Genomic DNA, 26,546 nt, shown 5'->3' on the forward strand with positions numbered 1-26,546 from the left:
CCATATGAAACATTTGGCTTTTAAAACTTTTACATTCTTTTGGTTTTTTATTTTCCAGCCTACAAATGCTCAAAATACAATTAAAGAGTTGGCGGGATTCAAGTACAAAGAATTAATAGTCAATGCCGATTCTACAGCTTCTAAGCTTCCCGTCATTATCGCAATGCATTGGATGCGATCTACCCCTGATGAGTTTTTCGGTTATATAAAAACTGTACAAAAACCAGCCCGAATCATATTATTACAGGGCACCTATCCGTACAAGGAAGGGTTTTCCTTTTTCCCGGTTTCCCCTGATAATTATTACAAAATGAATGATGATGCGAAGATGGAAAAACTTAGTGAAGAAGGTGACAGACTTGCCAAATTTATAAAAGCTGCAGTAAAAAAGTACCCTTCAAATACAAAACCCATTATTGTTGGAGCTTCACAGGGTGGCGATTTAAGTTATTACATTGGAATAAAATACAATCAACTGATAAGCCTTGCCTGCCCATTACTTGCGACCATTGACAACCGCATAATAACAAAACGCGATAAGAAAAAAAGTTCGCCCATAATTGCCTTTCATGGTGAAGATGACCCCATTGTAAAGATTGATGTAGCCAAGAATCATATTGAAATCTTAAAACAAAACAATTTTAACGCCACAATAAACACCTATAAGAACTTACAACACGACATTGCTCCCGAAATGCAAGCCAATTATTGCCGCCTCATCGACCAATATCTAAAATAAGCTACTACCCGATCCATTCCTTAAAATCATTCACGCGTTCGCGGGCAACAATTATTTCATCATCGTTGAACGTCGGTAAAATAACCTTCAGACGGGAATTGCTGTGCAGCTGAATTTCTTTAATCGCTTTCATCGGCACAATGAATTTTCGGCTTACGCGATAGAAATCCTTCGGATCGAGTTCGGTTTCCAGTTGCTCCAAAGTTCCGTCTAACAGGTAATTGCGATTGTCTAACGTGTGCAGATAGGTTCCTTTATTTTCACTGAAAAAACATTCGACTTCTTCCACATTGATTAATTTTAACTGCTGACCTATTCTCACAGTGAAACGTTTCTTGTAATTTTTATCGATTGGATTGACCAGCATCTTCTTAATCATTTCAAAATCCAGCGATAAGTTCTGAGGTTGATTTCGGGCTTTAAATTTATTGACCGCCACTTCCAAATCGTCTTCATCAATCGGTTTTAATAAATAATCAATGCTATTCAGTTTAAAAGCGCGTAAAGCGTATTCATCATAAGCAGTAGTAAAAATCACGGCGCTTTTTATATCAATCTTTTCAAAAATCTCAAACGACAAACCATCCGACAACTGAATGTCCAGAAAAATCAAGTCCGGATGAACATTGTTTTGAAACCATTCCAGCGCTTCTTCCACCGAATGCAACATGGTGTTTACATTCAGCCCTAATTTTTCTACTTTTCGTTGTAACAGGCGCGCTGCCGGTTTTTCGTCTTCGATGATGATGATATTCATACGTTGGAGGTTTATTCAAAAATATATTGTTCAAGCTCTGGCCACAGTTGCTGGAGATCTTTTTTAGGCTTACGACAAACGTAAACGGGAATATTGTTCTCTTCGTCAATAGCGTATTTATGAGTAATGATTTTGATTTGTTTGCAATCTTCAAAGAGTTTACGGACAACCTCTTCTTCATTTCCAATACTGATGCAAACGTCACCTTTTTTATCACCCGGCCCCCAAGTCCAGAAACTACCGTGTCGGGAAACAGGATCAGGAAGATTGTACTTATCTCCTAATATTTTCAAAGCTCCAGCCTCGCCATAATTTTCAGCAAGAAAGATGCATTTTTCCTTATCCGGTTTAGAAAGTGAATTGTATAAACTATCGGCAAGTTTTACTTGTTCTTCCCATCCGAACATGTCGGCATAATCGTCAGTGAGGATGATTCTGCCGTCTTTTTCCGGTTGCAGTTTAGCATAATGCACAAAGGTATCAATAGGCAAAACAGGGGTAGCCATCGGAATAAAATAAATTACAGGAACGATTAACACCAAAACCACAGCATAATTCCAAATGGGTTTTCGGCTTAGTAATTTCTCTATTTTAACCGCACCTAAAGCAAATAAAACCGGGTAAATCACAAAGAAATAATACGCTTTGGATTGCAACAGCCACATGGCAAAAAACACAACCAAAACTGCTATGCCAATGCTTTTGTATTTTCGCAATTCGGTATCAAAGAAGCTCGCGAATAAACCTATCAAGCTTATAAGTAAAGTAAACGGAAATTTTAATTGTTCGAGTGCAAAGTCGTATGGCCCCATTTCATCCAACTGGCTTTCCTTTAATTGCCTTAAGTGCATCAACAAGGGAAAATGATGTTTCGCCTGCCAGATAATGTTGGGCAAAACCATCAACAAAGCAATGATTCCGGAAACATGCAACCATTTGTTTTTAAACAACTTACCTTTCTCAAAAAACATCAACCCGATAACAACTCCCAATCCCCAAACTACAAAAGTATATTTATTCATCAAACCCAATCCGGCTGTAATTCCAAGCCAAACGAGAAATCTTTCGTTCTTGGTATTGAAATATTTAATCAGAAAATAAAATGCCAACGTCCAAAAAAACTGATCGAAAGCTACCGGTTGAAATAACGTATGATTTCGGAAAAAAGGTAAAAAAGCCAGTACAGAAACTCCTGCTAACATAATGGCATTACGTTTTCCGCCTAATTCCTTTGCTATCAAACAACACAATATTAAAATTGCTACACCTGCCAAGGTTGAAAACAAACGAACTCCGGAAAGCGAATACCCGAACAAGAAATGAGCCAATTTTCCAACAACAGCAATGAAAGGCGGAAATTCCATATAACCCCAAGCAAGATGCTCACTAACAGATAAATGCAGCAATTCATCTCGCTGAAAACCGTAATTTCGGTTCGCAACAAGATGAATCAATAATTTTGTTAATGATAAGATCAGAACAATGGGCAAATATTTTTTCATGAAACTCTTTTAGTCAAAACTAAATCTTTTCTTTCATATCGTAAAATTATTCCCACTTGTCGTGTAACTCTTTATCTTTCTCCATGAATTCTTTGATTTTTCGTTCCTCCCAACCTTTTCCGAAGATCAAATGATGACCAAAAACGCTAACTCCATGTGCCAATAAGCCGATTCCCCAAAAGAAGGCGGTAAAAAAGTTCTCAAACTGAAAATAACTTTCTCCGGGTTTCAGGTTGCTGATGTTTAAAATCACAATCATGATGTTTACGGCCACATAAGCCAAAAGATGTGTATAAAAACCTTTGATTCTTTTTACGCGTTTCTCTGCTGCCTGATAGCGTTCATCGAAATTGTCGTTATAATTTTCCATACTTTTACTTGATTTGATTTTTACGACGTTCTTCTTCTTCCATAAATTCTTTCAGCTTGCGTTCTTCCCAATCTCTCCCAAGGAAAGGCATAAAATTGAAGGTTTTCATGGCATGAACCGTGATTCCGATTCCCCAGCCCAACATCGGCCAGAAAAACCAAAGATGTTCCGGCGATGTGAGTAAATTAACCGCCATCAGAAACAGATTCACCACCACATAGGCTAACAAATGGCTGTAAAACTCTTTAATTTCTTTTACTCGGTTTCTAGCGGTTTCGTATTTTTCCCTATCGTTATAATTCGTTTCCATAATTACTTCCAATTTTGTTTTTTGGCATCCTCATTCATAAGTTCTTTAATTTTTCGTTCTTCCCAATTGGCCCCTAATCCAAAAACGCCGAACCCGTGGAAAATTAAGCCCATTCCCCAACCCAGCATCGGAAACCAAAACCATTGGAATTTGGAGGAGAATTTCAGATTAATGAATACTAATACCGGAATGACCACGCAATACGACAACAAACTTCCGTAAAACCCGCGAATGGCTTCCACTCTTTTTTTAGCTCTGAAATAAGCTGATTCTTCTTTATAATTATATGATGTTTCCATGATTCCTACTTGTTTGGTTAACAGCGGTAATTCCACCGTAAATTCTTTTTCGCTTTGTGTGATGTTTACTTTTCGGTCTGTCAGAATAGCGTAGCGGCTGATAATATTTTGCAAACCAACACCTTGCCGGTCTTTCAATACTTCTTTCTTTTGCAAATCGTTTTGAACAATTAAGCAATTATCCTTTTCAAAAATTCTGATTCTCAGCGGCTTTTTTTCACTTACCACATTATGTTTCACGGTATTTTCCAAAAGCAATTGCAAGGACAAGGGAACTATTTTAGCTTCCAGGTTATTCACTTTTTCCGGCAATTCGTAAAAAATACTGTTTTCGAAACGCATTTTCAAAAGGTTCATGTACGTTTTGGCAAATGCTAATTCCTCTTCGATGCTTACCAATTCTTTATCACGTTGTTCCAAAACATAACGGTAAATTTTTGATAATGACGATGTGAATTTTTGAGCGCTTTCCGGATTTTCCTCAATAAGAGAACTCAATACATTCAAGCTGTTGAACAGAAAATGAGGATCGATCTGATTTTTTAAACTCTCAAATTTCGCGGAAGCAGTCCCCGCAATGATTTTCTGTTCTTTTACACGATTTTCCTGATAAGAACGGTAAAAATAAACCGAATGAACAATCAGTGTAATAATGAATGTTATGATCGTGGCAACCAAGTAATTGGCAGCTCTCTCATTGTTTATAAACTCTTCCAGTGTGTCTCTTTCGATAACGACTTCTTCAAAAATCCGCAATAAAAAAATCGTAAAAACAGATACTACAAAGGAACTTATGAAACCAATCAGTACCCTTTTAAAAGTAAAACGATTGTTGGCAAAAACCTTATCCAAAAAAATAAATATAAAAGAATTCGTCATATACAGACACACGGAATACAGCAAAGTGTACTGCAAATTCATCAACAAGTTGTTGTCTAAAGCAATATTTTGTCCGGTGAGCCAGCTTAAAAACGTCAAGACTACAAAGACAATCAATCCAATGCCTATCGATTTTAAAAACTCTTTTAAATATTTGTTCATTACTATATCGTTTAAGGTTACGGATTAAAAACCAACCTTTATTCCGTTTCGCTTATTATTTTCCGCAAGTCGCCAACACCTCTTTTGCTCTTTCCAATCCCCAATTCGGATGAAATGGTGTTTCCGGTTTAAATTTAGCAAAAAGTCCGATAGAACGTTCTACTTCAGCACACATTGACTTTGTATCGGTTCCCCAATATTTGGCACCTCCAATTTCAAATTCCGCTTTAGAAAACACAACTCTCGGGTTTTCAGGTGCAAGTGCTTGTGCTTTATAATACTGCTCCATGGCTTTGCTGGAATATTTCATCCCGTTGGTCATCGGATCCTGAACTATCCAAGCAGTGTAGATTAACGCTTGAACCACCATTAATTCCGGATTATTCGGACTTACCGCCGTAGCATCGTCTAAAGCAACTTGTGCCTTATCTAACAACGCTGGATTTTTACTCTTATCCTGTGCTTTAAACGTTTCAATGGTATTGATTAACGACACATAATAATTAGGCAACCAATTGTTTTTTTCAACTGAGGCAATGCGTTCGAAAATTGCTGTGGCTTCTGTTCCTTTTCCTTCACTCCAAAGTTTCAGTGCTTTCCCCATTCCTTGTTCGTACTGCGCTGACGGTGCCTGTGCCAAAGCCAATCCGCAGATAAATAATACTAATGATGTGATAATTCTAGTCATGATTTTAATTTTTTAAGTTGTTAATGTCTTCTTTTTAATTTGTTGTGATTCGATTGATGATTGAACCCTTTTAATTTATACTCCAAAAGTATTTCGGTTTTTATTCCTATTAAATTTATGTTTACCGAACTGTCGAATTTTGAGGATGAAGTGTTTTTTTTAAGGCGCTAAGGTTTTATTTACTATTTTTTTAAAGACAATAAGGCTCATTTTACACCGCCTAAGCACCTCAGCGCCATAACACCTTCCCCTACAAATTATCCAACTGATTCTTAGTCTTATCCTTACTAATCGTCCAGAAGAACCCGATGAAAAAGAAACGGTCTGCGGGTTGTGTTATCGCTTGACGCTGAAACTGCCCTGCCAAATCCGGTGAATTAGCGTATTGGTAGCCAAAAACATTATCTCTTCCCAAAACATTCGATACGGAAAAATACAAAATTTTCTGAGGCGATAACAGGTAAGCCCAACTCATACTCAAACTGTTATATTCTTTGGTTTTCCCGTTCATGAACGTTCTCTGGTTCGGATTGTTGTAAGGACGGCCCGTGGCAAAACTGTTTGTTACACTCAATTGCGATTTCCAGTCTTCTATCCAGTATTTACCGACTAACGATAACGTATGATTCGCTACAAAACCCGGTGTAACTTCCGCCGAATAATTTTTATAATCCCGTTTGCTGTCAATATACGAATAGGAAATCCAATAATCCACATGTTTAAACGTGTTGCTGTCTCTCCAAAACACATCCAGGCCTTTGGCAAAACCAAATCCGTTATTGTTGTAAATACTGTTATACATTGGCATTTGCGTATCGTATTTCACCAAATCGGAATAATCTTTGTAAAACAATTCAGCTCTTAATGTTCTCCGGTTGTGGGCATACAAATAGTTTAAAATATAATGCGACGTTTTTTCATAATTAAAATCAGAATGAAATTTCAGGTAATCCTGTTTCGGATTCTGGTGAAAATCCCCGTAAGCCAACGAAAGCTGTCCGTTTTTACCGGTTTTGTAGGCCAGTGAAATTCTCGGATCGACAACAGTTTGATCAATCAAATCGCTGTTCATGGCTCTTACCCCAAGTTTAGCCGCAAATTTTTTCGAGAAGAAAATATCCGATTCGGCATAAAACGCGGCTACATTGTTTCGGTACCCCGTTCTGAAATCGCCATAGGAATATTCGTTATAGTTTTCGTCAAAATCGGTAATAAAATAATCGCCTCCAAAAGCCAGATTGATTCTTTCGGAAAACTTTTTGGTTAGTTTCAGCTTCATGTGTGAGGCATTTTCACTATTTCTCAACTGATCCAAATCCAAACCGATTTTGTTCTGACTGTACCCGAAACTGATTCCGCTTTGCAAACTCCAACCCAATCCAAAACTCCCTTTGTAGGAAGCATTCAGGTAGAAATTATCGTTTTTGGTGTCTACCCGGACAGGTTCAGGAGCATTGATATCTTTCTGATTCAAATCGAAAGTGGCATGATCGAAAGCCGCATACAATTTAAACAATCCGTTTTCAAAATGTCTTCGAAAAACAGTTTCACCCGACATCGACTGATACGGTTTATTCCAATCCACGCGTTGCTTGATAATTTCCTGGTACGGTTTTAAATTGATATATGACAGATTAAAACTCAACGAACTTTTTTTCCATTTTTGCGTATTACTCAACCCTAAACCAACCGTCATATACGACATGTGGGTTTGTTCATCATCCGGTTCATTAATAGTGTTCAATAATAAAACACTGGAAAGCGCATCGCCAAATTCCGCCGAATAACCTCCGGTGGAAAATGTCATTCCACTAAACAAAAATGGGGAAAAACGACCACGCGTTGGCAAGTTGTTTGCCGTTGCACCGTATGGTTGAGCCACACGGATGCCGTCAATATAGGTTTGTGTTTCATCTGATTCCCCTCCCCGTACAAAAAGCCTTCCGCTTTCTCCAACAATTTGGGCTCCCGGTAAAGTTTGCAGTGCACCTACTATATCACCGGCAGCTCCGGCAGTAGTCACAATATCCAAAGGTTTTAATGCCGATACTTTGGAATTATCGCCCGCCTTAAAAGTTCCTGCCGAAATCACTACGGCATCCAATGTATTTACACTTTCTCTTAATTTAAACGTTTTGGGTTGATAGCTTTCCATAACAATCGGAATTCTTGTCGTTTCAAAACTTAGGAAAGTGATCACTAAAGTCTGTTCGCCTTTTTCGGTTGTCGTGAATGAAAAATCGCCGGTGACATCGCTGGTGGTTCCGTCGTACGCGCCTTCAATAAACACATTGGCTCCTTCTACCGGCTTCCCTTTGTGATCCGTAACTTTTCCGGTTACTGTAGTCTGAGCCATCAAACTTAGGCTGAAAAAAAATACTAAAAATGTAAAAAACCTGTTCATTTTGGTTGAATTTGATAGGACAAATTTCTATCAGAATTTTAACCGAAGATAAAAAAGAATACTGAACTGTCTTTTTTTAAGGATGAACTGTAAAAAGAGTGGCTGAATTACTGAGTGGCTGAGTTGCAAAGTAATTTGTACATTTGATATTCCTAAAATTATCAAACAATGAAAAAAATAGTATTTCTTTTACTGATAAGTCTTTCGGCATTTGCTCAGGAAACTAATTCAACTTACGATGAAAAACTGGCAAAAGAACTGGGTGCTGATGAATATGGCATGAAGACCTACGTGTTTTGTATTCTGAAAACCGGTTCCAACACTACAGCAACCAAAGAAGAAAAAGCAAAATACTTTGAAGGGCATATGAACAACATTAACCGTTTGGCAAAAGAAGGAAAACTGGTGGTGGCCGGGCCTTTCATGAAAAACGACCGAAACTATCGCGGGATTTTCATCTTCAATTGTGCCACTGTAGAAGAAGCTCAGAAATTAGTGGAAACGGATCCTGCAGTTAAAGCCAAAATATTTGAGGTAGAATTAACGCCATGGTACAGCAGTGCTTCTTTAATGGAGATTTCGAAAATGCATGACAAAATCGCCAAAACCAAAATTTAAAATGAACATTGAAGAACTGCAACAACTGTGTACCTCGTTTCCGCATGTAACAGAAGATGTAAAATGGGGCAACGATTTGTGTTTCTGCATCGGAGAAAAAATGTTTTGTGTTGTGGGTTTGAACCAATCGCCAACTTCAGCATCGTTTAAGGTAACTCCGGAAGAATTCGACGAACTTTCTACCAAAAAAGAGTTTACACCTGCTCCATATGTTGCCCGTTACAAATGGATTCTGGTAGAAGACATTACTACTTTATCGGCCAAAGAATGGAAACATTATGTTACACAATCGTATACGTTGGTGAAAGACAAATTACCAGCAAAAGTTAAAAAAATGCTGGAATTATCCTGAAATTGAACTTTAACGTTTTTGTGTTGCCTTTTTCTTTAGCTGATGCTTATTTTTGTGATTCAAATTCCGTTTACTTCAAATTTTAAATGACTAAAACTGCACAAATCCGCAAAAACTATAGGCTCATCAAATTGCAAAAACTAAGCATTGCTTCCGTTTTGATTGGTTTTTTGTGCGCTTTCCTTTCCGTTTCCTTAAAACGTCTGACGGAGCATTATGAAGAAATTTTATTTCACAAAGCAAGCCTCAACTGGGTCTTCTTCTTAATTTTTCCTGCTTTTGGGCTTTTTGTTATTTATTTTTTACGTCAGTACCTTTTCAAAAAGAAAGAAAATAAAGGGATTAAAGAAATTTTTGAAGTTCGTGATAACGCAAATAAAAAATTACCGGTTTACAAAGTGCCTTCCCACTTTTTCAATGGGCTACTCACCGTTGTTTTTGGTGGTTCTACCGGGATTGAAGTTTCTACGGTAGTCGCATCCGCTGCTATAGGTTCTGTTGCACAACAAAAAGAAAACCTCTTCAATCGCTATAAAACAGAACTCATTTGTGCGGGAATTGCAGCTGGTATTACTGCTTTGTTCAACAGTCCCATTGCAGGACTTCTTTTTGCTTTTGAAGTTATCTCTAAAAAAATCACCAAGGCTTTTGCTTTAACCACAACCCTCTCGGTAGCAATTGCTTATGGATTTATACTCATTTTAGATGAAAAACCGCTTTTTGAAGTTTCGGTTTCTAATTGGCATCTGCATGCCTTCCCTTATTTTCTGCTACTGGGAATAATGGCTGGAATTCATTCGGTTTATCTGACCAAATCGGTAATTTATATAAAAAATAAGTTTGCTGCTATTAAAAAGCACTCCATAAAAATTATATTTGGTTCTATAATTATAAGCGCTTCGTTATTGCTTTTACCCCAGTTGTATGGCGAAGGTTATCATGCGGTAAAAACCATTTTTGCCAATGCAGAATCTGTTGTTTTAACCACGTCTTTCACCATTAGCCTGATTGGCATTCTGCTCTTAAAACCGATTATTACCTCGGTAACACTCGCTTCCGGTGGCGACGGTGGTGTATTTGCTCCAAGTATGTTTCTCGGAGCTTTTTTAGGTCTTTTAACCGCTTTGGTTTTAAACACTTTTTTCGATGCAAATGTTATTCCGCTCAATTTCATGATCATAGGAATGGCTGCCATGCTGAGTGCCAGTATTCATGCTCCTTTCACAGCATTATTCTTAATTTGCGGATTGATAAACGATTACACCTTGTTTTTCCCTATTCTTGTAGTGTGTTTGATTTCCAAAACCACAGCCCAATTGCTTTGTCCCTATACCGTTTACAGTTATCAGCCTAAAACCGTTCAATAACGTATGCCAACCAAACACCTAAAGCGAAACTACCGCAAGGCCAAGTATGTACTCTACAAGGAAACTCTGGTCGATTTCAAGGAACATTTCTGGGCTTTCATGGGTGCTTTTGTAGGCATGGGAATTATTGCTTATTTACAATACGATGCTTTTCCCAAAGAAGATTTCGTGTTTTTAATTGGCTCTTTCGGAGCCTCCTGCGTTTTGGTGTATGGTGTGATCCAAAGCCCATTGGCGCAACCGCGAAACCTGATTGGTGGCCATGTAATTTCAGCCATTGTAGGGGTAACTGCTGCTAAATTTTTTCCGGATATGCTTTGGCTCGCGTCTGCCGTTGCCGTAGCGTCTGCGATTGTCTTAATGCAAATTACAAAAACTCTGCATCCTCCAGGTGGTGCAACGGCTTTAATTGCCGTGACCGGCTCACCTGCTATTTTGGAATTAGATTATTGGTATGTTCTTTCTCCGGTTTTAAGCGGTGCTGTAATTCTTTTGGCAGTAGCTTTAGTGTTCAACAATTTAACCTCGAATCGTCAATATCCGACCAACAAAAAATTCACAAAGTTTAAAAAGAAAATCGCTCGTAAAATAACTTTGAATAAAAATGCTTCAGCTTAATAAAATTCATCATACCGCCATCATCTGTTCCGATTATGAAAAATCAAAATTTTTCTACACCCAAATATTAGGGCTGGAGATTATTCAGGAAATTTATCGGGAAGAACGTCAATCGTTTAAACTGGATTTGGCTTTAAACGGAATTTATGTTCTGGAATTATTTTCGTTTCCTAATCCGCCAAAGCGTGTTTCGAGGCCGGAAGCAACAGGATTGCGTCATTTAGCTTTTGAAGTAAATGATATTGAAATAACACGGAACTTAATCCTTTCTCAGAACATTGACGCTGAGCTCATCAGAATCGATGAATACACCGGAAAACCTTTTTTCTTCATTGCCGATCCGGACGATTTACCTATCGAATTCTATGCGAGCTGATTAAAATCTTATCAACAATTCGCATTTCCGGATTCGTAATTCGCAATTAAATTTTACCTTTGACCTTTCCAAAAAATACACAAATCATGGTTTATAAGTTTAGAGTGATATTAGATGCCGAAGAAGATGTTTTCCGCGATATTGCCATCCTTGAAGACGACACTTTAGAAGATTTACACAATGCCATCGTGAATGCTTTCGGTTTTGACGGTATGGAAATGGCTTCCTTTTATACGTGTGACGATGCCTGGACTCAGGAGGAAGAAATTCCTATGTTTGATGCCGGCGATGTTCCCGGAGAAATGAAAATCATGGCCGATTATCCGCTTTCGTCTATTTTGAATGAAAACGATACTAAAATCATTTACGTATACGATTTCCTGAACATGTGGACATTTTTTGTAGAATTGGCTGCTGTTGAGGCGGAAGAACCAGGTGTTTCGTATCCCGAGTTGCTTTTTGCACACGGTGAATTGCCTACTGATGCTCCAACAAACGATTTCAAATCGCCAAATGTTTCCAAAGATGATATCTACGGGGATTATGAAGACGATTTCGATGAAGAAGACTTCGACATGTTTGACGGCGACGATTCGTTTGAAGACTTTGGCTACGAGGACAACAACTGGAACTAAAAAATATCAATACTAATTGTTTAGAACCAAGATTTAGACCTTTCTTCTTCTTGGTTTTTTCATCTAAAATACCACAGCAATGATCAACTTGTTCAACACCCACATCGACAACCTTTCCATCCACCGTGTTGGAAACAAAAGCCGTAATGAAGCAATTTTTCTTTCGGAACAGCCTTACAACCTGAACGATGAAATCATGCCTCTTTTAAAGGAATTTTTCTTTAAACCATTCCGTGACAAGGAAGAGAACTATTATCAGTTTGCGCACGATGTGGATTTGGATTACAACGAAATGTACAATTTTGCCAATGAGATTTTTGCCAATCCGGGCAGTGTGCATGAGGTTACTAAAAAAATTACAAAGCATTTGTTTGAGCAGTCTAACCATCCGCACATTAAAAACGGAGAAGTTTATGTGACGTATTTAACCAATGTATCTATTGACAACAATGTGGTGGACGCCATCGGTGTTTTCAAAAGTGAGTTAAAGGCAGATTTCCTTCAGTTTGAAGAAAAAGATGCCAACCTGGATATGATCCTGCAACAAGGAATCAACCTGAACAAATTGGACAAAGGCTGTTTGATTTTCAACTACAAAAAAGAAGAAGGCTATAAGATTTTAACGGTAGACAGCAACCGTTATGATGCGCGCTATTGGTTAGAGCATTTCCTTTCTGTAGATGCTTTTCAGGATGAGAACTTCATCACTAAGAAATATTTGAAATTCTGTCAGGACTTTGCTAAAGAAGTAGTTTTACCAGCAGAAGACAAAAAAGAAGAAGTAATGTTCATGAACCGCGCTGTAAATCACTTCGCGAAAAACGACAACTTTGAAGAATCTTTATTCCTTAATGAAGTAATCGACAACCCGGATTTGATTTCGGAATTCAAAAACTACAAAGTGGATAAAGGTGAAAAATACAGCATTGAAGATTTAACAACTTTTCCGATTGCCAACGCAGCCGTTTCCGATGCCCGCAAAAAAATGAAAAACGTGATTGAGCTGGATACCAACATTCAGATTAAACTGGATTTCATCAACCCGGAAAGTGCCGAAAAATTTGTCGAAAAAGGCTGGGACGAAGAAAAACAAATGTATTACTACTTGGTATACTTCAACAAAGAAAATAAATCATAGTATTGATTTTCAACAAAATACACAATCCTCAAGCAGCAATGTTTGGGGATTTTTTCTTAAATTTGATAGTTAATTCCGTTAATTGATACCTATACAACATCCTAATACTTACTTCGCCCCTTTATTGTAAAATGTGAAGCCGGACTCACTCTAAAAAACGGGGCAAAACCGAAAAGCCATACGAGTAGGACTAATTTAATTTTTAAAATTATGCCGAAATATGTAATCGAAAGGGAAATTCCTGGGGCCGGAAACCTGACTCCCGACCAATTAAAAGAAATTTCCTTAACTTCACGCAGTGTATTGAGCAAAATGGGATCGGAAATCCAGTGGCTGCACAGTTATGTAACCGAAGATAAGATTTATTGTGTTTACATTGCACCAGATGAAGATATGGTTCGGGAACACGCCAGACAAGGTGGCTTCCCTGCAAATTCAGTAAGTAAAGTCGCCAACATTATTGATCCGACAACCGCTGAATAACACTTTATATTAGTTTGTAACTAAATGCAGAAGGTCTTCATGACCTTTTTATTTTTTCTGTACAACAATAATACATAAATTACGTTGGATTACCGTTAATTTCCGATTATGCCAAAACGTTTACTTTTAGTATCACTTATATTCTTTTTTATCTGCTCCACAGGTTCTGCACAGATTGTAAGAGTACCCAGAGATACTACAAAAGTGTACAGTTATATTGAAAAGTATTCCAAAAAAAGAAAGTTTACCAAATTTCTGCACCGCTTGGTATTTAAACCTACTCAGAAAGTATCGGCTTCCAGTCGTAAAAAACAAGCTGCCGCTCAAAAAAATCTTTACGTTCCATACGAGGGGAAAATCATCCGAAACATTAATGTCGAAACTTTTGATCCTTTTGGACATTCTTTAGACAATCCGAAAAAAAAACCAAACACCTGGCTCGAAAAAACAGGTAACAGTTTACACATAAAAACCCAAAAATGGACCATTCGAAACAACTTGCTTTTCAGGAAAAATGAACCCTTGGATTCCCTTTTGGTTAAAGAATCCGAGCGTCTTATTCAACGTCAGCGCTACATCCGAAGGGTTACTATAAAACCAGTTCCCGTAGCAAACAGTAAAGATTCCGTTGATATTCAAATTTCAGTTCTGGATTCCTGGAGCATCATCCCAACCGGTTCCGTATCCCCTACAAACGGAGATTTGGAAATCACAGAACGAAATTTTATGGGTATGGGGCACCAATTCGAAAACAACTTCAAACAACGTTTTACCGACAGTGAAAATGCCTACGCTATGCGTTACATTATCCCAAATTTCAGAAATACATTCATAAACACAACCTTATTATATGATGTAGATTTTGAAGATAATTACGTAAAAAGCATCGCTTTGGAGCGCACGTTTTTCTCTCCATTCACAAAATGGGCAGGCGGTAGTAGTTTTCAGCAACGCTTTTACAGGGATTCCCTTAAAAATAACCTCAATGAATACCGAAAGTTCAATTTCAAATTCGAAACCAGTGATTTTTGGGCAGGACACTCCATAAGGCTTTTTGACGGAAAAAGTGAAGATGACCGAATTTCAAACCTGGTCATGACGTTACGGTACTCCAATCAAAAATTTATTGAAGCACCGACCGCTGATTTCGACCCGATACATTTTTTCTCAAAGTCGCAATTGTATCTGGCCAGCATAGGTATTACTTCCCGACGATTTATAGAAGACAAATACCTCTTTAACAACGGCATTCCGGAATACGTTCAAATTGGAAAAACCTATTCGTTTACAACAGGATTTCTTGATAAATATTCCAACAAAAGACCGTATTTAGGTGGAAGATTTTCCTTTGGAGGCTATTATGAATTCGGCTATTTGAGCCTTAATGCGGAAGCCGGAAGCTATTTTAATCAAGGTCGTTCGGAGCAGACCACTTTTCGACTCGAAGCGCTTTATTTTTCGGATATAATGGAAGCCGGCAGATGGAAATTTCGACAGTTTATCAGCCCGCAACTGGTTATCGGAAACAACCGGCTACCGGTTAAAAACGACCAACTGAATATTAACGAACGTAATGGTATACAAGGGTTTGAAACCAATTTATTCGGAACCAAAAAGTTTCTGGCTACCCTGCAAACGCAGTCCTATGTCCCGGGAAGTTTGTATGGCTTCCGCTTGAGTCCTTTTTTCAATGCCACTTTCGGAATGATTTCGGATGAAACACAACCGCTTTTCAACAGTCGATTATACTCAAAATTCGGATTGGGAATTTTAATCAGTAATGATTATCTGGTTTTCAACAGCTTCCAGATTTCTTTTTCTTATTATTCCACAATTCCCGGAGATGGAGACAACATCCTGAAATCAAACACTTTAAAAAACAACGAAATAGAACTTCCGGATTTTCAGATTGAAAAACCTTATGTAGTTCCGTTGCAATAAGTAACAAATTCCGTTCTTATTCGTCTAACCTTAGCAATCAAAAAACAAACACATTGGAAACTATTCTTACTATTGAAAATCTCAATAAACATTACGGAAAAGTTCATGCCGTAAAAAATGTTTCTTTCGAAATCAAAAAAGGAAATGTTTACGGAATTTTAGGCCCCAACGGAAGCGGTAAATCGACCACTTTGGGAATCATTCTAAATGTTGTAAACAGAACTTCTGGCGATTACCGTTGGTTTGACGGAAAATCAGACACGCATGAAGCATTGAAAAAAGTAGGCGCAATCATCGAGCGACCAAACTTTTATCCTTACATGACGGCTGAAGAAAACTTGAAACTCGTTTGTAAAATCAAAGGCATTCAATACGAAAAAGTGAACGAAAAACTTGAAATCGTTGGCCTTTTGGAACGAAAAGACAGTAAATTCAGGACATTTTCATTGGGAATGAAGCAGCGTCTGGCAATTGCTTCTGCTTTACTAAACGATCCGGAAATCCTCATTTTGGACGAACCTACTAACGGGTTGGATCCTCAGGGAATCCGTCAGATTAGAGACATCATAAAACATATTGCTTCATTGGGAACAACCATTTTATTGGCTTCTCACCTTTTGGATGAAGTAGAAAAAGTGTGTTCACACGTGGTTGTGCTTCGAAAAGGAGAGGTTTTGTATTCGGGTTCTGTAGACGGAATTGTGGCCAACGAAGGCTTCTTCGAATTGCAGGCTGATGACAATCAATCGTTGAGAAATTTGCTGCAACATCATGCCGCTGTTGAAAAAATAGAAGACGAAGACGGTAAACTTTATGTATATCTGAAAGCGCCTTTGGAAGCTGCTGATCTAAACCGATATTTATTCCAGAACAATATCAGTTTAAATCATCTTGTAAAACGCAAACACAGCCTTGAAGAGCAGTTTTTACAACTTACCAATCATCATCAGTCATAAAGAATTACAAATTCGGAATAACCCGATTAACAAATCCACAAATAATCAGCAGAAATGAAACGTCTTTTAGATATAGAATTACAAAAACTTTGGAAAAACAGAGCGAGTAAGGTATTAATTATTGCCTATTTTGTACTGCTTTCCTTCATCGCTTTAATTGCTTCAATAAAATTTGAATTCGGTGCTTTTAAACTTCATATTGCAGAACAGGGTATCTTCAACTTTCCTTACATCTGGCATTTTAACACTTGGATTGCAGCCATTTTAAAATTGTTTTTAGCCATCGTAATTGTTTCAATGATGGCCAACGAATACAGCTATGGCACCTTAAAACAGAACCTGATTGACGGCATGAGTAAACGAGAATTCATACAGTCAAAATTTTCAACAGTGATTTTATTTGCCTTTAGTTCAACGGTATTCATTTTCATCATGTCATTGGTATTGGGTTATTCGTTCTCTTCTTATAATGAAATTGGTATTGTTTTTTCGGATTTGGAATACCTCTTAGCCTACTTCATCAAACTAATTGGTTTTTTCTCTTTCTGTTTGTTTTTAGGGATTTTGGTAAAACGTTCGGCGTTTGCTTTAGGTTTCTTATTCGTTTGGAATATTGCAGAAGGCATCGCTATCGGATTAATGAAATGGAAACTTTTCAAAGACACAAACATTGCAGAAAAAGTAAGTCAGTTTTTCCCATTGGAATCTATGAGTAACCTGATTAAAGAACCGTTCACCAGACTTTCGGTAATAAAAAGTGCCGGAGAAATGATTGGAGGCAAAGCTTTTGAAAAAGACTACTCTGTACATTTTTATGAAATCTTAATCGTTTTAGCCTGGACTGTTATTTTTGTGTTAATGTCATATAAAATTCTGCAAAAAAGAGATTTATAGTATCTTTGCAGATGCTATGCATGAATACAAAAAGTACTTTTCACTTATATTTTTGATACTGACAACCTATTCAGTATCGGCGCAATACATTACTATTGACAATTCGAAAACACCTGTAGAACTGGTTCAGTCGCTGTTTCCGGCAGGAAGTTGCGTACAGCCTACCAACATCAGCATAAACGGTTATGACTTTGGCGGCGGTGCGAAAAGTTATGCCGCTTTTGACAGTAACGGTTCCGGTTTTCCGCTTAATAACGGGTTGATTATTTCCACCGGAAAAGCAAGTTCTGCGATTGGGCCTAATTCCTTTATATTAAGTGAAGGGCCTACAAGTTGGGCAGGTGACTCTGATTTGCAAAATGCCATCAATGAAAACAACACCATCAATGCAACAGTGGTGGAATTTGATTTTACGGCGGTTACCAACCATATGAGTTTTGATTATGTCTTTTCTTCAGAACAATATTTATCAAATCCGGGATCCAACCAATGTAATTATTCGGATGGTTTTGCTTTTTTATTACGGGAAACCGGCAGCGCTGCTTATGAGAATCTTGCCGTAGTTCCGGGAACCAATATTCCGGTAAAAGTAACGACCGTAAGAGCCCAAACGCCAAATTGTCCGGCAGCTAATACACAATATTTCGGTGGGTTTAACAACAATGATCATCCAACTAATTTTAACGGGCAAACCATTATTCTAACAGCAGAAGCAAATGTAATTCCAGGGACATCTTACCACATTAAAATGGTAATTGCCGACCAAGGCAATAACTTATACGACTCGGCAATTTTTATTGGCGGCAATAGTTTTAACAACGAAATAGATTTAGGCGATGATCGTTTAATCGCGAACAACAATCCTTTGTGTGAAGATGATACTCTCGCACTTACGCCCAGCCCAATAACAGGAGCTGTAAGTTACACCTGGCTGAAAAACAGTACTCCGATTCCCGGATATACTAATGTAAGTTCGCCTAATTACACCATAACTGAAGCCGGAGATTATACCTTCGTTGTCAACCAAACGAGTTGCTCGCTTTTTGGTTATATAAAAGTTGAATATGCAAGCATCACCGTTAACAATGCTACTTTAATCCAATGTGATGACAATAACGACGGGATTACCACTTTCAATCTTACCAATGCAAACACCTTAATTACAGGAGGCAATAGTAATTTAAGTATTGAGGGTTATTACCGTTCACTTACTGAGGCACAAAATCAGCAAAACAGGATTACGAATCCTACTGCTTTTCAGAATTCTTCAACGAACAATATTGTTACAGTTAGAATTGAAAACAGATTTGGATGTAAAGAATATGCTGAAATCACCTTGCAGCTTGCCAATAACATTTTGAACACCATTTCTCCTGTTGAAGAATGCGATACAGATGATGAACAAGATGGTTTTTTTGAATTTAATCTGAACGAAATCACACAAGAAATTGCAACTGACAACACCCTTCCGACCGGATATGTCATTCAATATTTTGCAACACCAGCAAATGCTGTTGTAACAACTGCACCTTTAAGCAATCCTTTTACAAATACAGTGGCAAATCAGCAAGTTATTTATGCCCGTATTATTAATGGTCCTGATTGCTATGGAATTCTGCCCGTAACCTTGAAAGTAAATACTTTTCAGCCATCTAATTTTAACACCGAACAAAAAAGGATTTGTAAAGGTCGTTCCATTACCATTGGTGTTAGCAATATTTACGATTCATACAGTTGGAATACCACTCCTGTTCAAACAACATCTTCCATTACGGTTTCAGCCGCGGGTACATACACCATTACAGCTACCAACAACAAAGGTTGTACCGCTACAAAAACATTTACAGTCCTTGAATCGGAAGCAGCCACAATCAATGATGTTCAGGTAATTAGTTTTTCGGGCAACGGAAACACAATAACGGTTTTGGCAAGCGGATCAGGAAATTATGAATATTCGCTGGACAATGAATTTTATCAGGATGAAAATATATTTACAGATATCCCTCCTGGTGAGTATACTATTTATGTTCGTGACAAAAACGGCTGTGGTCCAACAGCAACCAAGCATGTATATGTGCTGGATTACCCTAACTTTTTCACTCCGAACGGGGATGGATTTAACGACACTTGGTTTATAAAAAACCTGCATATAACCTACCCTAACGCTAAACTTTTCATTTTCAACCGCTACGGAAAACTCCTCAAACAAGTCGCTGCTTCAGGACAAGGATGGGATGGAATTCTCAACAACAATCCGCTACCTTCTGACGATTATTGGTTCACTTTACAAATGGAAAACGGAAAAACAATTAAAGGGCATTTCGCTTTGAAACGGTAAGAGTTTACATTACTTTTGCGATCAAAGAGTTATATTATGATTTCATTTAAACCCAAAAACTTAATTTTTCTGTTTTTACTGTGTTTTCAGCTTTCTTTTTCACAAAATGACTGCTCCGATGCCATCATTGTGTGTGGAAACAGCGATTTCACACAATTATCAGCTACTGGTTCCGGTGTGCAGGAATTAAACAATTCTAATAATTGCGGAAGTCAGGAAAACAATAGCCTTTGGCTTAAAGTCAGCATAGAAAGCAGTGGTACATTAGGTTTTACGTTAACTCCAGAAAGCAACGATATAGATATAGATTTTGACTTTTTTATATTTGGCCCAAATGCTTCATGCGGAAATTTAGGGAGAGCCATACGATGTTCCACTACAAACCCGCAAGCCGCAGGTCAATCAAATAACTTAACCGGTTTAAACAGTTCAGAAACAGATACAAGTGAAGGACCGGCTGAGGATGGAAACAGTTTTGTAAAATGGCTCAATGTTCAGGCTGGCCAAACATATTTTATTGTAATTGACCGTCCTGTAGGCACCAGTAATTTTTCATTAAACTGGACCGGAACTGCAACTTTTAGTGCCCCGCCGGTATTTAATGTACCAACTACCGGAACAGCTCTAAATTTAAGCAAATGCGATGCTGACGGAAATCAAGACAATTTAACACAATTTGACTTAACCCAAAATAATAATCTTATATTAGGTTCACAAACCAACACATCAATTTCATTTCATAATTCTGTTAATGATGCTATTACCAATACAAATGCTATAGTAAATCCGAATACTTTTACCAATTCAAGCAACCCTCAAACTATTCACATCCGATTAACAAATACCGTTACAGGATGTTTTGCAAATACTAGTTTTACAATTGAAGTCACACCCTTACAGACGAATAACCCATCAAATCTGGAAGAATGTGATTTGGATAATGACGGATTTGCCAATTTCAATTTAAGAGATAACGACGCTACTATTTTTGGCAATGACCCGAATCTTTCCGTCACTTACCATCCTTTTCAAAACAGTCCTCTTACTTTGCCGAACAATTACACGAATCAAACTGCTTTTACCAATGAAACCGTTTGGGCCAAAATAACCAATACAGTTTCCGGCTGTTTTATTTACAAGTCATTTGAACTTGTTTTGTTAAGTCGACCTGTGGTAACACCTGCGCAATTGACCCAGTGTGATTTTCAATTAAGTCCGGACGGGCTTACCGCCTTCAATTTAACAGAAGCCAATACAACCATAACCGGAAGTAATTCCAATTACACCACTACATTTTATACAAATACAGCTAATGCACAATCCGACACCGGTGCGTTAAATACTACTTATACAAATACTCAAAATCCACAAACGCTTGGTGTAAGAGTAACCGATAACACAACTGGTTGCTATACAATTACCACATTAACTTTAAATGTCACTGTAAATCCGACGGTAACGAAGCAACTTCATGAATGTGATGATGACGGAACTGAAGACGGTTATACAGAATTTGATTTAACTGACGCCGGTTTTGAAAATAGCGGAAATACGGTTACTTACTTTTCCAATAGTAACAATGCCTTGTTGGAAATAGACCCGATAGCCACAATTTTTACCAACACGGAAGAAGATACACAAAGAATTTATGCCCGAATTGAAAACGGAAATGACTGTATCGGTATTAATATCATTGATCTTTTTGTAGAAGCTTTACCTGATATCGACATAAGCGATGAGGCTGTTTTTTGTTTGAACAAATCGAACATCCCTGTCACACTTGATGCAGGAATAGGAAATCAAAATCCGAGCAATTTCACATACAGTTGGACACCAAATGGTGAAACCACACCCACTATTGCTATTTTATCAGCAGGTACTTACACCGTAACCGTAACCAACAATGACAGCTATAATTGTTTCAAAGTAAGGACGATTGTTGTTAAAGAATCTGATTTAGCTTTGGTAGAAAGTGTCGCAATAGTTGATTTAAGTGACAACAATTCAGTAACCGTATTTGTACAAGGTGATGAAAGTGATTATACTTACAGCTTGGATTTACCAAATGGTCCTTTTCAGGAGAGTAATTATTTTGACGATGTTACGCCGGGCATACACCACGTTTACATCTCAGACAAAGATGGTTGCGGAATACAAAAACATGAAATTTCCCTTTTAGGTATTCCTAACTTCTTCACTCCAAATGGCGACGGAATCAATGATACCTGGAAAATCGAAGGAATGGGAAAAGGACATTACAAAAACAGTGTTATTTACATCTTTGACCGCTACGGAAAGCTATTGAAACAAATGGCCCCTTCGAGTGACGGATGGAACGGCACCTTCAACGGTCAGCCGGTTGCTTCATCTGATTATTGGTATGTGATGCATTTAGAAGACGGACGTACTATCAAAGGACATATTTCCTTAAAGCGATAATCACAGCAGCAGAAAACCCGGAAAACAACAAGCATAAAAAAACCACTCTGTTTTAGAGTGGTTTTTTATTTATCTACAATTGAAATTAATCAATTTTGTAACGTTTTCTGTCGTTCTCGTTCAAGTAGATTTTACGTAAACGCAACGATTTTGGTGTAACCTCAACGTACTCATCTTTTTGAATGTACTCCAACGCTTCCTCTAAAGAGAATTTGATTGCCGGGATAATTCTTGTTTTATCATCAGCTCCAGCTGAACGGAAGTTGGTTAACTGTTTCGTTTTAGTAATATTGATTACCATATCGTCTCCACGAGAGTTCTCACCCACAACCTGTCCTTCGTACACATCCTCATTCGGATCCACGAAGAATTTACCTCTATCCTGTAATTTGTTGATAGAATAAGGAATCGCTTTTCCGTTTTCCATAGAAATTAACGAACCGTTGATACGACCTGCAATTTCTCCTTTATACGGTTGATACTCTAAGAAACGGTGTGCCATGATTGCCTCACCTGCCGTAGCGGTTAACAACTGATTTCTCAAACCGATAATCCCTCTTGAAGGAATGTTGAATTTGATGATCATACGCTCACCTCTTGGTTCCATGCTTAACATTTCACCTTTACGAACGGTTACGAATTCTACTGCTCTACCCGATACATTTTCTGGTAAATCGATAGTTAATTCCTCAATCGGCTCACATTTTACCCCATCAATTTCTTTGATGATTACCTGTGGCTGTCCGATTTGCAACTCGTATCCTTCACGACGCATGGTCTCAATTAAAACCGATAAGTGCAATACCCCACGTCCGAAAACCATGAATTTATCCGCAGAATCCGTTTCGTTAACACGTAATGCTAAGTTCTTTTCTAACTCTTTAGTTAAACGATCTTTTACGTGACGTGATGTTACGAATTTACCTTCTTTACCAAAGAAAGGCGAATCGTTAATAGTGAACAACATACTCATTGTTGGCTCATCGATTGCGATAGACGCTAATGCTTCCGGATTTTCGAAATCTGCAACCGTATCTCCAATTTCAAAACCTTCTAAACCAACGATAGCACAAATATCTCCTGCCATTACACTTTCTACTTTTTTACGACCTAAACCGTCAAAAGTGTGCAATTCTTTAATTTTAGATTTGATGATTTTCCCATCGCGTTTTACCAACGAAATGTTCTGATTTTCCTTCAACTCACCTCTTTGTAAACGACCGATTGCGATACGCCCTGTAAAAGAAGAGAAGTCTAAGGATGTAATCAACATCTGAGGCGTTCCTTCAGATACTTTTGGTGCAGGGATGTGCTCCAATACCATATCCAAAAGTGGCTCGATGTTTTCAGTTTGATTTCTGAAGTCTGTCGACATCCAGTTATTTTTAGCCGATCCATAAACGGTTGGAAAATCCAACTGCCATTCTTCAGCTCCTAATTCGAACATTAAGTCGAAAACTTTTTCATGCACTTCTTCCGGAGTACAGTTCTCTTTGTCCACTTTATTAACCACCACGCATGGTTTTAATCCTAAATCGATTGCTTTCTGCAACACAAAACGGGTTTGTGGCATTGGTCCTTCAAAAGCATCTACTAACAATAAAACACCGTCAGCCATGTTTAGTACACGCTCAACTTCACCACCGAAATCGGCGTGACCCGGAGTATCGATAATATTAATTTTAGTTCCTTTGTACGTTACGGAAACGTTCTTGGAAACGATAGTAATTCCACGCTCTCTCTCAAGATCGTTGTTGTCTAATATTAAATCACCGGTGTTCTCGTTGTCACGGAACAATTGGCAATGATACATGATTTTGTCTACCAAGGTCGTTTTTCCGTGGTCTACGTGGGCAATAATCGCGATGTTTCTAATTGAAGTCATATACTAATTTTGAAGGTGCAAAAGTACAACTATTTTTTGAATTAAAAAGACTAATTATGAAGCAGTTAGCAAAAAATAATCTATTAATAATATAAAAAAAGCTCTCAAATATTGAGAGCTTTAGTATTTTTCAGAAACGTACTACTTATAAAGCAGCTACGTGTCTTGTTAATTTAGATTTTAAGTTTGAAGCTTTGTTAGCGTGGATGATGTTTTTCTTCGCTAATTTGTCAATCATAGAGATAACTGAAGATAATTTTGCAGCTGCCTCAGATTTGTCAGTCGCTAAACGGATTGCTTTGATAGCATTACGTGTAGTTTTGTGCTGGTATCTGTTTAATACTCTTTTCTTTTCGTTGCTTCTGATTCTTTTTAAAGCTGACTTATGATTTGCCATTTTCTTAAATTTTTAATTGTAATAATTATTTTAAATTACTAGTTAAAAAAGAAAAACCTCCCACAACTGCTAGAACAATCACTTTGGTTTTAACTAATAAAACAACAACCGAGACACCAACTGCTATTTCATAAAACTTATTTACAACTAATTTTGTAGCCCGTAGGGGAATCGAACCCCTCTTACCAGGATGAAAACCTGGCGTCCTAACCGATAGACGAACGGGCCAAAGCCTGTTTTTAGAGTTTTCAGTAAACTTGTAGCCCGTAGGGGAATCGAACCCCTCTTACCAGGATGAAAACCTGGCGTCCTAACCGATAGACGAACGGGCCATATTAGAAAAAAAGTTGTAGCCCGTAGGGGAATCGAACCCCTCTTACCAGGATGAAAACCTGGCGTCCTAACCGATAGACGAACGGGCCTCTTTTTCTAATTGCGGTTGCAAAAATACAACTATTTTTTATTCTCGCAAGCCTCTCTTTAAAAAAAATTAATTTTTTAATAAGCCTTGGCAAACAATACTCTTCCGGCAGAAGGCTTACCTGTTAACACACAGCTTCCTACCTCTTCTTTTCGATCTAAAGCGATACAACGAATTGTTGCTTTGGTAAGTTCTTTAATTTTCTCCTCAGTTTCTGCTGTACCATCCCAATGTGCGGAAACGAAACCGGTTTTATTTTCCAGAACTTCTTTAAATTCTTCAAAAGAATTTACTTCAGTAATGTGTGAATTTCTGTAATCCAAAGCTTTACCGAATAAATCTGTTTGAATTTGCCCCAATAAATCCTGAATGTATCCAACAATTCCGTCTTTAGAAACCGTTTCTTTTGACAAAGTATCACGACGGGCTACTTCATACGTTCCGTTTTCCAAGTCATTTGGACCGATTGCCAAACGAACTGGCACTCCTTTCAATTCCCATTCTGCGAACTTAAATCCTGGTTTTTGCGTATCTCTATCATCGAATTTAACCGAAACACCAACTTTGCGCAGTTCCTTCATCAACTCATTTACCTGAGCGGAAATCGCGTCCAATTGTTCATCCGTTCTGTGGATTGGAACTATCACCACTTGGATTGGCGCTAAATTCGGAGGCAATACCAGACCATTATCATCGGAATGCGTCATTACCAACGCCCCCATCAAACGCGTAGAAACCCCCCAAGAAGTACCCCAAACGTGTTCCTGTTTCCCTTCTTTATTGGCGAATTTTACATCAAAGGCTTTTGCAAAGTTTTGTCCTAAGAAGTGAGAAGTCCCGGCCTGAAGTGCTTTTCCGTCCTGCATCAAGGCTTCGATACAATACGTTTCCTCTGCTCCTGCAAAACGTTCGGTTTCAGTTTTTACTCCTTTTACTACCGGAATCGCCATGAAGTTTTCTACGAAATCCGCATACACGTTCATCATTTGTACCGATTCTTCGATTGCTTCTTGTTTGGTAGCATGAGCGGTATGCCCTTCCTGCCATAAAAACTCAGCTGTACGCAAAAACAAACGGGTACGCATTTCCCAACGCACTACATTCGCCCATTGGTTGATCAATAACGGTAAATCTCTATAGGATTGCACCCAACCTTTGTAGGTAGACCAAATAATAGCCTCACTGGTTGGACGTACAATTAATTCTTCTTCTAATTTTGCATTCGGGTCAACGATAAGTTTGCCTTTGTTTTCTTCATCATTCTTTAAACGGTAATGCGTAACAATGGCACATTCTTTTGCGAATCCTTCAGCATTCTTTTCTTCAGCTTCGAACATGCTTTTGGGCACAAATAGCGGAAAATAAGCATTGCTGTGACCCGTTTCTTTAAACATGCGGTCTAATTCTTTCTGCATTTTTTCCCAGATAGCATAGCCGTACGGCTTAATAACCATACACCCTCTTACTCCTGAATTCTCTGCTAAATCTGCTTTTACAACCAATTCATTATACCATTTGGAATAATCTTCTGATCTTTTTGTTAAGTTCTTGCTCATTTTAAATACTTTGGCACAAATA

General features: G+C 38.0%; 24 protein-coding genes and 3 tRNA genes. 14 read left to right on the forward strand and 13 right to left on the reverse strand.

Features of this window, described 5'->3' with window-relative positions; all coding sequences use genetic code 11:
* Positions 1–4 precede the first annotated feature (4 nt).
* Positions 5–739 (forward strand): alpha/beta hydrolase, encoded by a 735-nt coding sequence (locus ABGT15_RS07170; RefSeq protein ID WP_367230753.1) that lies wholly within the window; start codon positions 5–7, stop codon positions 737–739.
* Between the two features lie 4 nt (positions 740–743).
* Here ABGT15_RS07170 and ABGT15_RS07175 read toward each other — a convergent pair whose 3' ends face one another.
* The 7 genes from ABGT15_RS07175 to ABGT15_RS07205 form a co-directional block, all read right to left on the reverse strand.
* Positions 744–1,496 carry a LytR/AlgR family response regulator transcription factor gene (locus ABGT15_RS07175; protein WP_367230754.1) on the reverse strand — a complete coding sequence of 251 codons (753 nt, stop codon included), beginning with the start codon at positions 1,494–1,496 and terminating at the stop codon, positions 744–746.
* Between the two features lie 11 nt (positions 1,497–1,507).
* Positions 1,508–2,998, reverse strand: a complete 1,491-nt coding sequence (locus ABGT15_RS07180) for an ArnT family glycosyltransferase (RefSeq protein ID WP_367230755.1) — start codon at positions 2,996–2,998, stop codon at positions 1,508–1,510.
* A gap of 46 nt (positions 2,999–3,044) precedes the next feature.
* Entirely contained in the window at positions 3,045–3,368 is a 324-nt protein-coding gene (locus ABGT15_RS07185; protein ID WP_367230756.1) for a 2TM domain-containing protein, read from the reverse strand.
* Between the two features lie 4 nt (positions 3,369–3,372).
* Positions 3,373–3,678 carry a 2TM domain-containing protein gene (locus ABGT15_RS07190; RefSeq protein WP_367230757.1) on the reverse strand — a complete coding sequence of 102 codons (306 nt, stop codon included), beginning with the start codon at positions 3,676–3,678 and terminating at the stop codon, positions 3,373–3,375.
* A 2-nt stretch (positions 3,679–3,680) separates the two neighbouring features.
* Positions 3,681–5,018: a histidine kinase gene (locus tag ABGT15_RS07195; protein WP_367230758.1), complete on the reverse strand. Its 1,338-nt coding sequence runs from the start codon at positions 5,016–5,018 to the stop codon at positions 3,681–3,683.
* 55 nt (positions 5,019–5,073) lie between these two features.
* On the reverse strand, positions 5,074–5,706 hold the full coding sequence (locus ABGT15_RS07200) for a tetratricopeptide repeat protein (protein ID WP_367230759.1): 633 nt from the start codon (positions 5,704–5,706) through the stop codon (positions 5,074–5,076).
* Positions 5,707–5,956: 250 nt separating this feature from the next.
* Complete coding sequence (locus ABGT15_RS07205; protein ID WP_437125356.1) at positions 5,957–8,110, reverse strand: TonB-dependent receptor; 2,154 nt, start codon at positions 8,108–8,110, stop codon at positions 5,957–5,959.
* Between the two features lie 168 nt (positions 8,111–8,278).
* Between ABGT15_RS07205 and ABGT15_RS07210 the strand changes: the two genes are divergently transcribed.
* The 13 genes from ABGT15_RS07210 (at position 8,279) to ABGT15_RS07270 (ending at position 22,265) form a co-directional block, all read left to right on the forward strand.
* Complete coding sequence (locus tag ABGT15_RS07210) at positions 8,279–8,728, forward strand: YciI family protein (RefSeq protein WP_367230761.1); 450 nt, start codon at positions 8,279–8,281, stop codon at positions 8,726–8,728.
* 1 nt (position 8,729) lies between these two features.
* Positions 8,730–9,080 (forward strand): MmcQ/YjbR family DNA-binding protein, encoded by a 351-nt coding sequence (locus tag ABGT15_RS07215; protein WP_367230762.1) that lies wholly within the window; start codon positions 8,730–8,732, stop codon positions 9,078–9,080.
* Positions 9,081–9,166: 86 nt separating this feature from the next.
* Complete coding sequence (locus tag ABGT15_RS07220; RefSeq protein ID WP_367230763.1) at positions 9,167–10,447, forward strand: chloride channel protein; 1,281 nt, start codon at positions 9,167–9,169, stop codon at positions 10,445–10,447.
* A 3-nt stretch (positions 10,448–10,450) separates the two neighbouring features.
* Positions 10,451–11,065 (forward strand): HPP family protein, encoded by a 615-nt coding sequence (locus tag ABGT15_RS07225; protein ID WP_367230764.1) that lies wholly within the window; start codon positions 10,451–10,453, stop codon positions 11,063–11,065.
* Entirely contained in the window at positions 11,052–11,441 is a 390-nt protein-coding gene (gene gloA2, locus ABGT15_RS07230; protein WP_367230765.1) for an SMU1112c/YaeR family gloxylase I-like metalloprotein, read from the forward strand. The genes ABGT15_RS07225 and gloA2 overlap by 14 nt, the downstream gene beginning before the upstream one ends.
* Positions 11,442–11,527: 86 nt before the next feature.
* A complete protein-coding gene (locus ABGT15_RS07235) occupies positions 11,528–12,076 on the forward strand; it encodes an IS1096 element passenger TnpR family protein (protein WP_367230766.1) in 549 nt (182 codons plus the stop codon).
* Between the two features lie 79 nt (positions 12,077–12,155).
* Positions 12,156–13,214, forward strand: a complete 1,059-nt coding sequence (locus ABGT15_RS07240; protein WP_367230767.1) for a nucleoid-associated protein — start codon at positions 12,156–12,158, stop codon at positions 13,212–13,214.
* A 210-nt stretch (positions 13,215–13,424) separates the two neighbouring features.
* Positions 13,425–13,697, forward strand: coding sequence for a DUF4242 domain-containing protein (locus tag ABGT15_RS07245; protein ID WP_367230768.1), 273 nt, complete (start codon positions 13,425–13,427; stop codon positions 13,695–13,697).
* A gap of 108 nt (positions 13,698–13,805) precedes the next feature.
* A complete protein-coding gene (locus ABGT15_RS07250; RefSeq protein ID WP_367230769.1) occupies positions 13,806–15,638 on the forward strand; it encodes a hypothetical protein in 1,833 nt (610 codons plus the stop codon).
* A 53-nt stretch (positions 15,639–15,691) separates the two neighbouring features.
* Positions 15,692–16,594 (forward strand): ABC transporter ATP-binding protein, encoded by a 903-nt coding sequence (locus ABGT15_RS07255; RefSeq protein ID WP_367230770.1) that lies wholly within the window; start codon positions 15,692–15,694, stop codon positions 16,592–16,594.
* A 54-nt stretch (positions 16,595–16,648) separates the two neighbouring features.
* On the forward strand, positions 16,649–17,488 hold the full coding sequence (locus tag ABGT15_RS07260) for an ABC transporter permease (RefSeq protein ID WP_367230771.1): 840 nt from the start codon (positions 16,649–16,651) through the stop codon (positions 17,486–17,488).
* A gap of 52 nt (positions 17,489–17,540) precedes the next feature.
* On the forward strand, positions 17,541–19,826 hold the full coding sequence (locus ABGT15_RS07265; protein WP_367230772.1) for a T9SS type B sorting domain-containing protein: 2,286 nt from the start codon (positions 17,541–17,543) through the stop codon (positions 19,824–19,826).
* Between the two features lie 36 nt (positions 19,827–19,862).
* Positions 19,863–22,265, forward strand: a complete 2,403-nt coding sequence (locus ABGT15_RS07270; protein ID WP_367230773.1) for a T9SS type B sorting domain-containing protein — start codon at positions 19,863–19,865, stop codon at positions 22,263–22,265.
* An 85-nt stretch (positions 22,266–22,350) separates the two neighbouring features.
* On the opposite strand, the gene typA is transcribed toward ABGT15_RS07270, so the two are convergent.
* From typA to proS, 6 genes are all read right to left on the reverse strand, one after another.
* Positions 22,351–24,150 carry a translational GTPase TypA gene (gene typA / locus ABGT15_RS07275; RefSeq protein WP_367230774.1) on the reverse strand — a complete coding sequence of 600 codons (1,800 nt, stop codon included), beginning with the start codon at positions 24,148–24,150 and terminating at the stop codon, positions 22,351–22,353.
* Between the two features lie 145 nt (positions 24,151–24,295).
* Positions 24,296–24,547: a 30S ribosomal protein S20 gene (gene rpsT / locus ABGT15_RS07280; protein ID WP_367230775.1), complete on the reverse strand. Its 252-nt coding sequence runs from the start codon at positions 24,545–24,547 to the stop codon at positions 24,296–24,298.
* A 156-nt stretch (positions 24,548–24,703) separates the two neighbouring features.
* Positions 24,704–24,775 (reverse strand) — tRNA-Glu (locus ABGT15_RS07285).
* A 32-nt stretch (positions 24,776–24,807) separates the two neighbouring features.
* Positions 24,808–24,879: transfer RNA gene (locus ABGT15_RS07290), tRNA-Glu, on the reverse strand.
* Between the two features lie 18 nt (positions 24,880–24,897).
* A tRNA-Glu gene (locus ABGT15_RS07295) sits at positions 24,898–24,969 on the reverse strand.
* Positions 24,970–25,045: 76 nt separating this feature from the next.
* A complete protein-coding gene (gene proS / locus ABGT15_RS07300; protein ID WP_367230776.1) occupies positions 25,046–26,524 on the reverse strand; it encodes a proline--tRNA ligase in 1,479 nt (492 codons plus the stop codon).
* Positions 26,525–26,546: the final 22 nt, after the last annotated feature.

This window comes from Flavobacterium enshiense, assembly GCF_040750275.1.
GTDB classification, from domain to species: Bacteria; Bacteroidota; Bacteroidia; order Flavobacteriales; family Flavobacteriaceae; genus Flavobacterium; species Flavobacterium enshiense_B.

What these genes read in the sequence shown, in the direction of transcription:
- ABGT15_RS07170 (WP_367230753.1), top strand. Translation starts at nt 5, where the DNA reads ATGAAACATTTGGCTTTTAAAACTTTTACATTCTTTTGGTTTTTTATT.
- ABGT15_RS07175 (WP_367230754.1), bottom strand. Translation starts at nt 1,496, where the DNA reads ATGAATATCATCATCATCGAAGACGAAAAACCGGCAGCGCGCCTGTTA.
- ABGT15_RS07180 (WP_367230755.1), bottom strand. Translation starts at nt 2,998, where the DNA reads ATGAAAAAATATTTGCCCATTGTTCTGATCTTATCATTAACAAAATTA.
- ABGT15_RS07185 (WP_367230756.1), bottom strand. Translation starts at nt 3,368, where the DNA reads ATGGAAAATTATAACGACAATTTCGATGAACGCTATCAGGCAGCAGAG.
- ABGT15_RS07190 (WP_367230757.1), bottom strand. Translation starts at nt 3,678, where the DNA reads ATGGAAACGAATTATAACGATAGGGAAAAATACGAAACCGCTAGAAAC.
- ABGT15_RS07195 (WP_367230758.1), bottom strand. Translation starts at nt 5,018, where the DNA reads ATGAACAAATATTTAAAAGAGTTTTTAAAATCGATAGGCATTGGATTG.
- ABGT15_RS07200 (WP_367230759.1), bottom strand. Translation starts at nt 5,706, where the DNA reads ATGACTAGAATTATCACATCATTAGTATTATTTATCTGCGGATTGGCT.
- ABGT15_RS07205 (WP_437125356.1), bottom strand. Translation starts at nt 8,110, where the DNA reads ATGAACAGGTTTTTTACATTTTTAGTATTTTTTTTCAGCCTAAGTTTG.
- ABGT15_RS07210 (WP_367230761.1), top strand. Translation starts at nt 8,279, where the DNA reads ATGAAAAAAATAGTATTTCTTTTACTGATAAGTCTTTCGGCATTTGCT.
- ABGT15_RS07215 (WP_367230762.1), top strand. Translation starts at nt 8,730, where the DNA reads ATGAACATTGAAGAACTGCAACAACTGTGTACCTCGTTTCCGCATGTA.
- ABGT15_RS07220 (WP_367230763.1), top strand. Translation starts at nt 9,167, where the DNA reads ATGACTAAAACTGCACAAATCCGCAAAAACTATAGGCTCATCAAATTG.
- ABGT15_RS07225 (WP_367230764.1), top strand. Translation starts at nt 10,451, where the DNA reads ATGCCAACCAAACACCTAAAGCGAAACTACCGCAAGGCCAAGTATGTA.
- gloA2 (WP_367230765.1), top strand. Translation starts at nt 11,052, where the DNA reads ATGCTTCAGCTTAATAAAATTCATCATACCGCCATCATCTGTTCCGAT.
- ABGT15_RS07235 (WP_367230766.1), top strand. Translation starts at nt 11,528, where the DNA reads ATGGTTTATAAGTTTAGAGTGATATTAGATGCCGAAGAAGATGTTTTC.
- ABGT15_RS07240 (WP_367230767.1), top strand. Translation starts at nt 12,156, where the DNA reads ATGATCAACTTGTTCAACACCCACATCGACAACCTTTCCATCCACCGT.
- ABGT15_RS07245 (WP_367230768.1), top strand. Translation starts at nt 13,425, where the DNA reads ATGCCGAAATATGTAATCGAAAGGGAAATTCCTGGGGCCGGAAACCTG.
- ABGT15_RS07250 (WP_367230769.1), top strand. Translation starts at nt 13,806, where the DNA reads ATGCCAAAACGTTTACTTTTAGTATCACTTATATTCTTTTTTATCTGC.
- ABGT15_RS07260 (WP_367230771.1), top strand. Translation starts at nt 16,649, where the DNA reads ATGAAACGTCTTTTAGATATAGAATTACAAAAACTTTGGAAAAACAGA.
- ABGT15_RS07270 (WP_367230773.1), top strand. Translation starts at nt 19,863, where the DNA reads ATGATTTCATTTAAACCCAAAAACTTAATTTTTCTGTTTTTACTGTGT.
- typA (WP_367230774.1), bottom strand. Translation starts at nt 24,150, where the DNA reads ATGACTTCAATTAGAAACATCGCGATTATTGCCCACGTAGACCACGGA.
- rpsT (WP_367230775.1), bottom strand. Translation starts at nt 24,547, where the DNA reads ATGGCAAATCATAAGTCAGCTTTAAAAAGAATCAGAAGCAACGAAAAG.
- proS (WP_367230776.1), bottom strand. Translation starts at nt 26,524, where the DNA reads ATGAGCAAGAACTTAACAAAAAGATCAGAAGATTATTCCAAATGGTAT.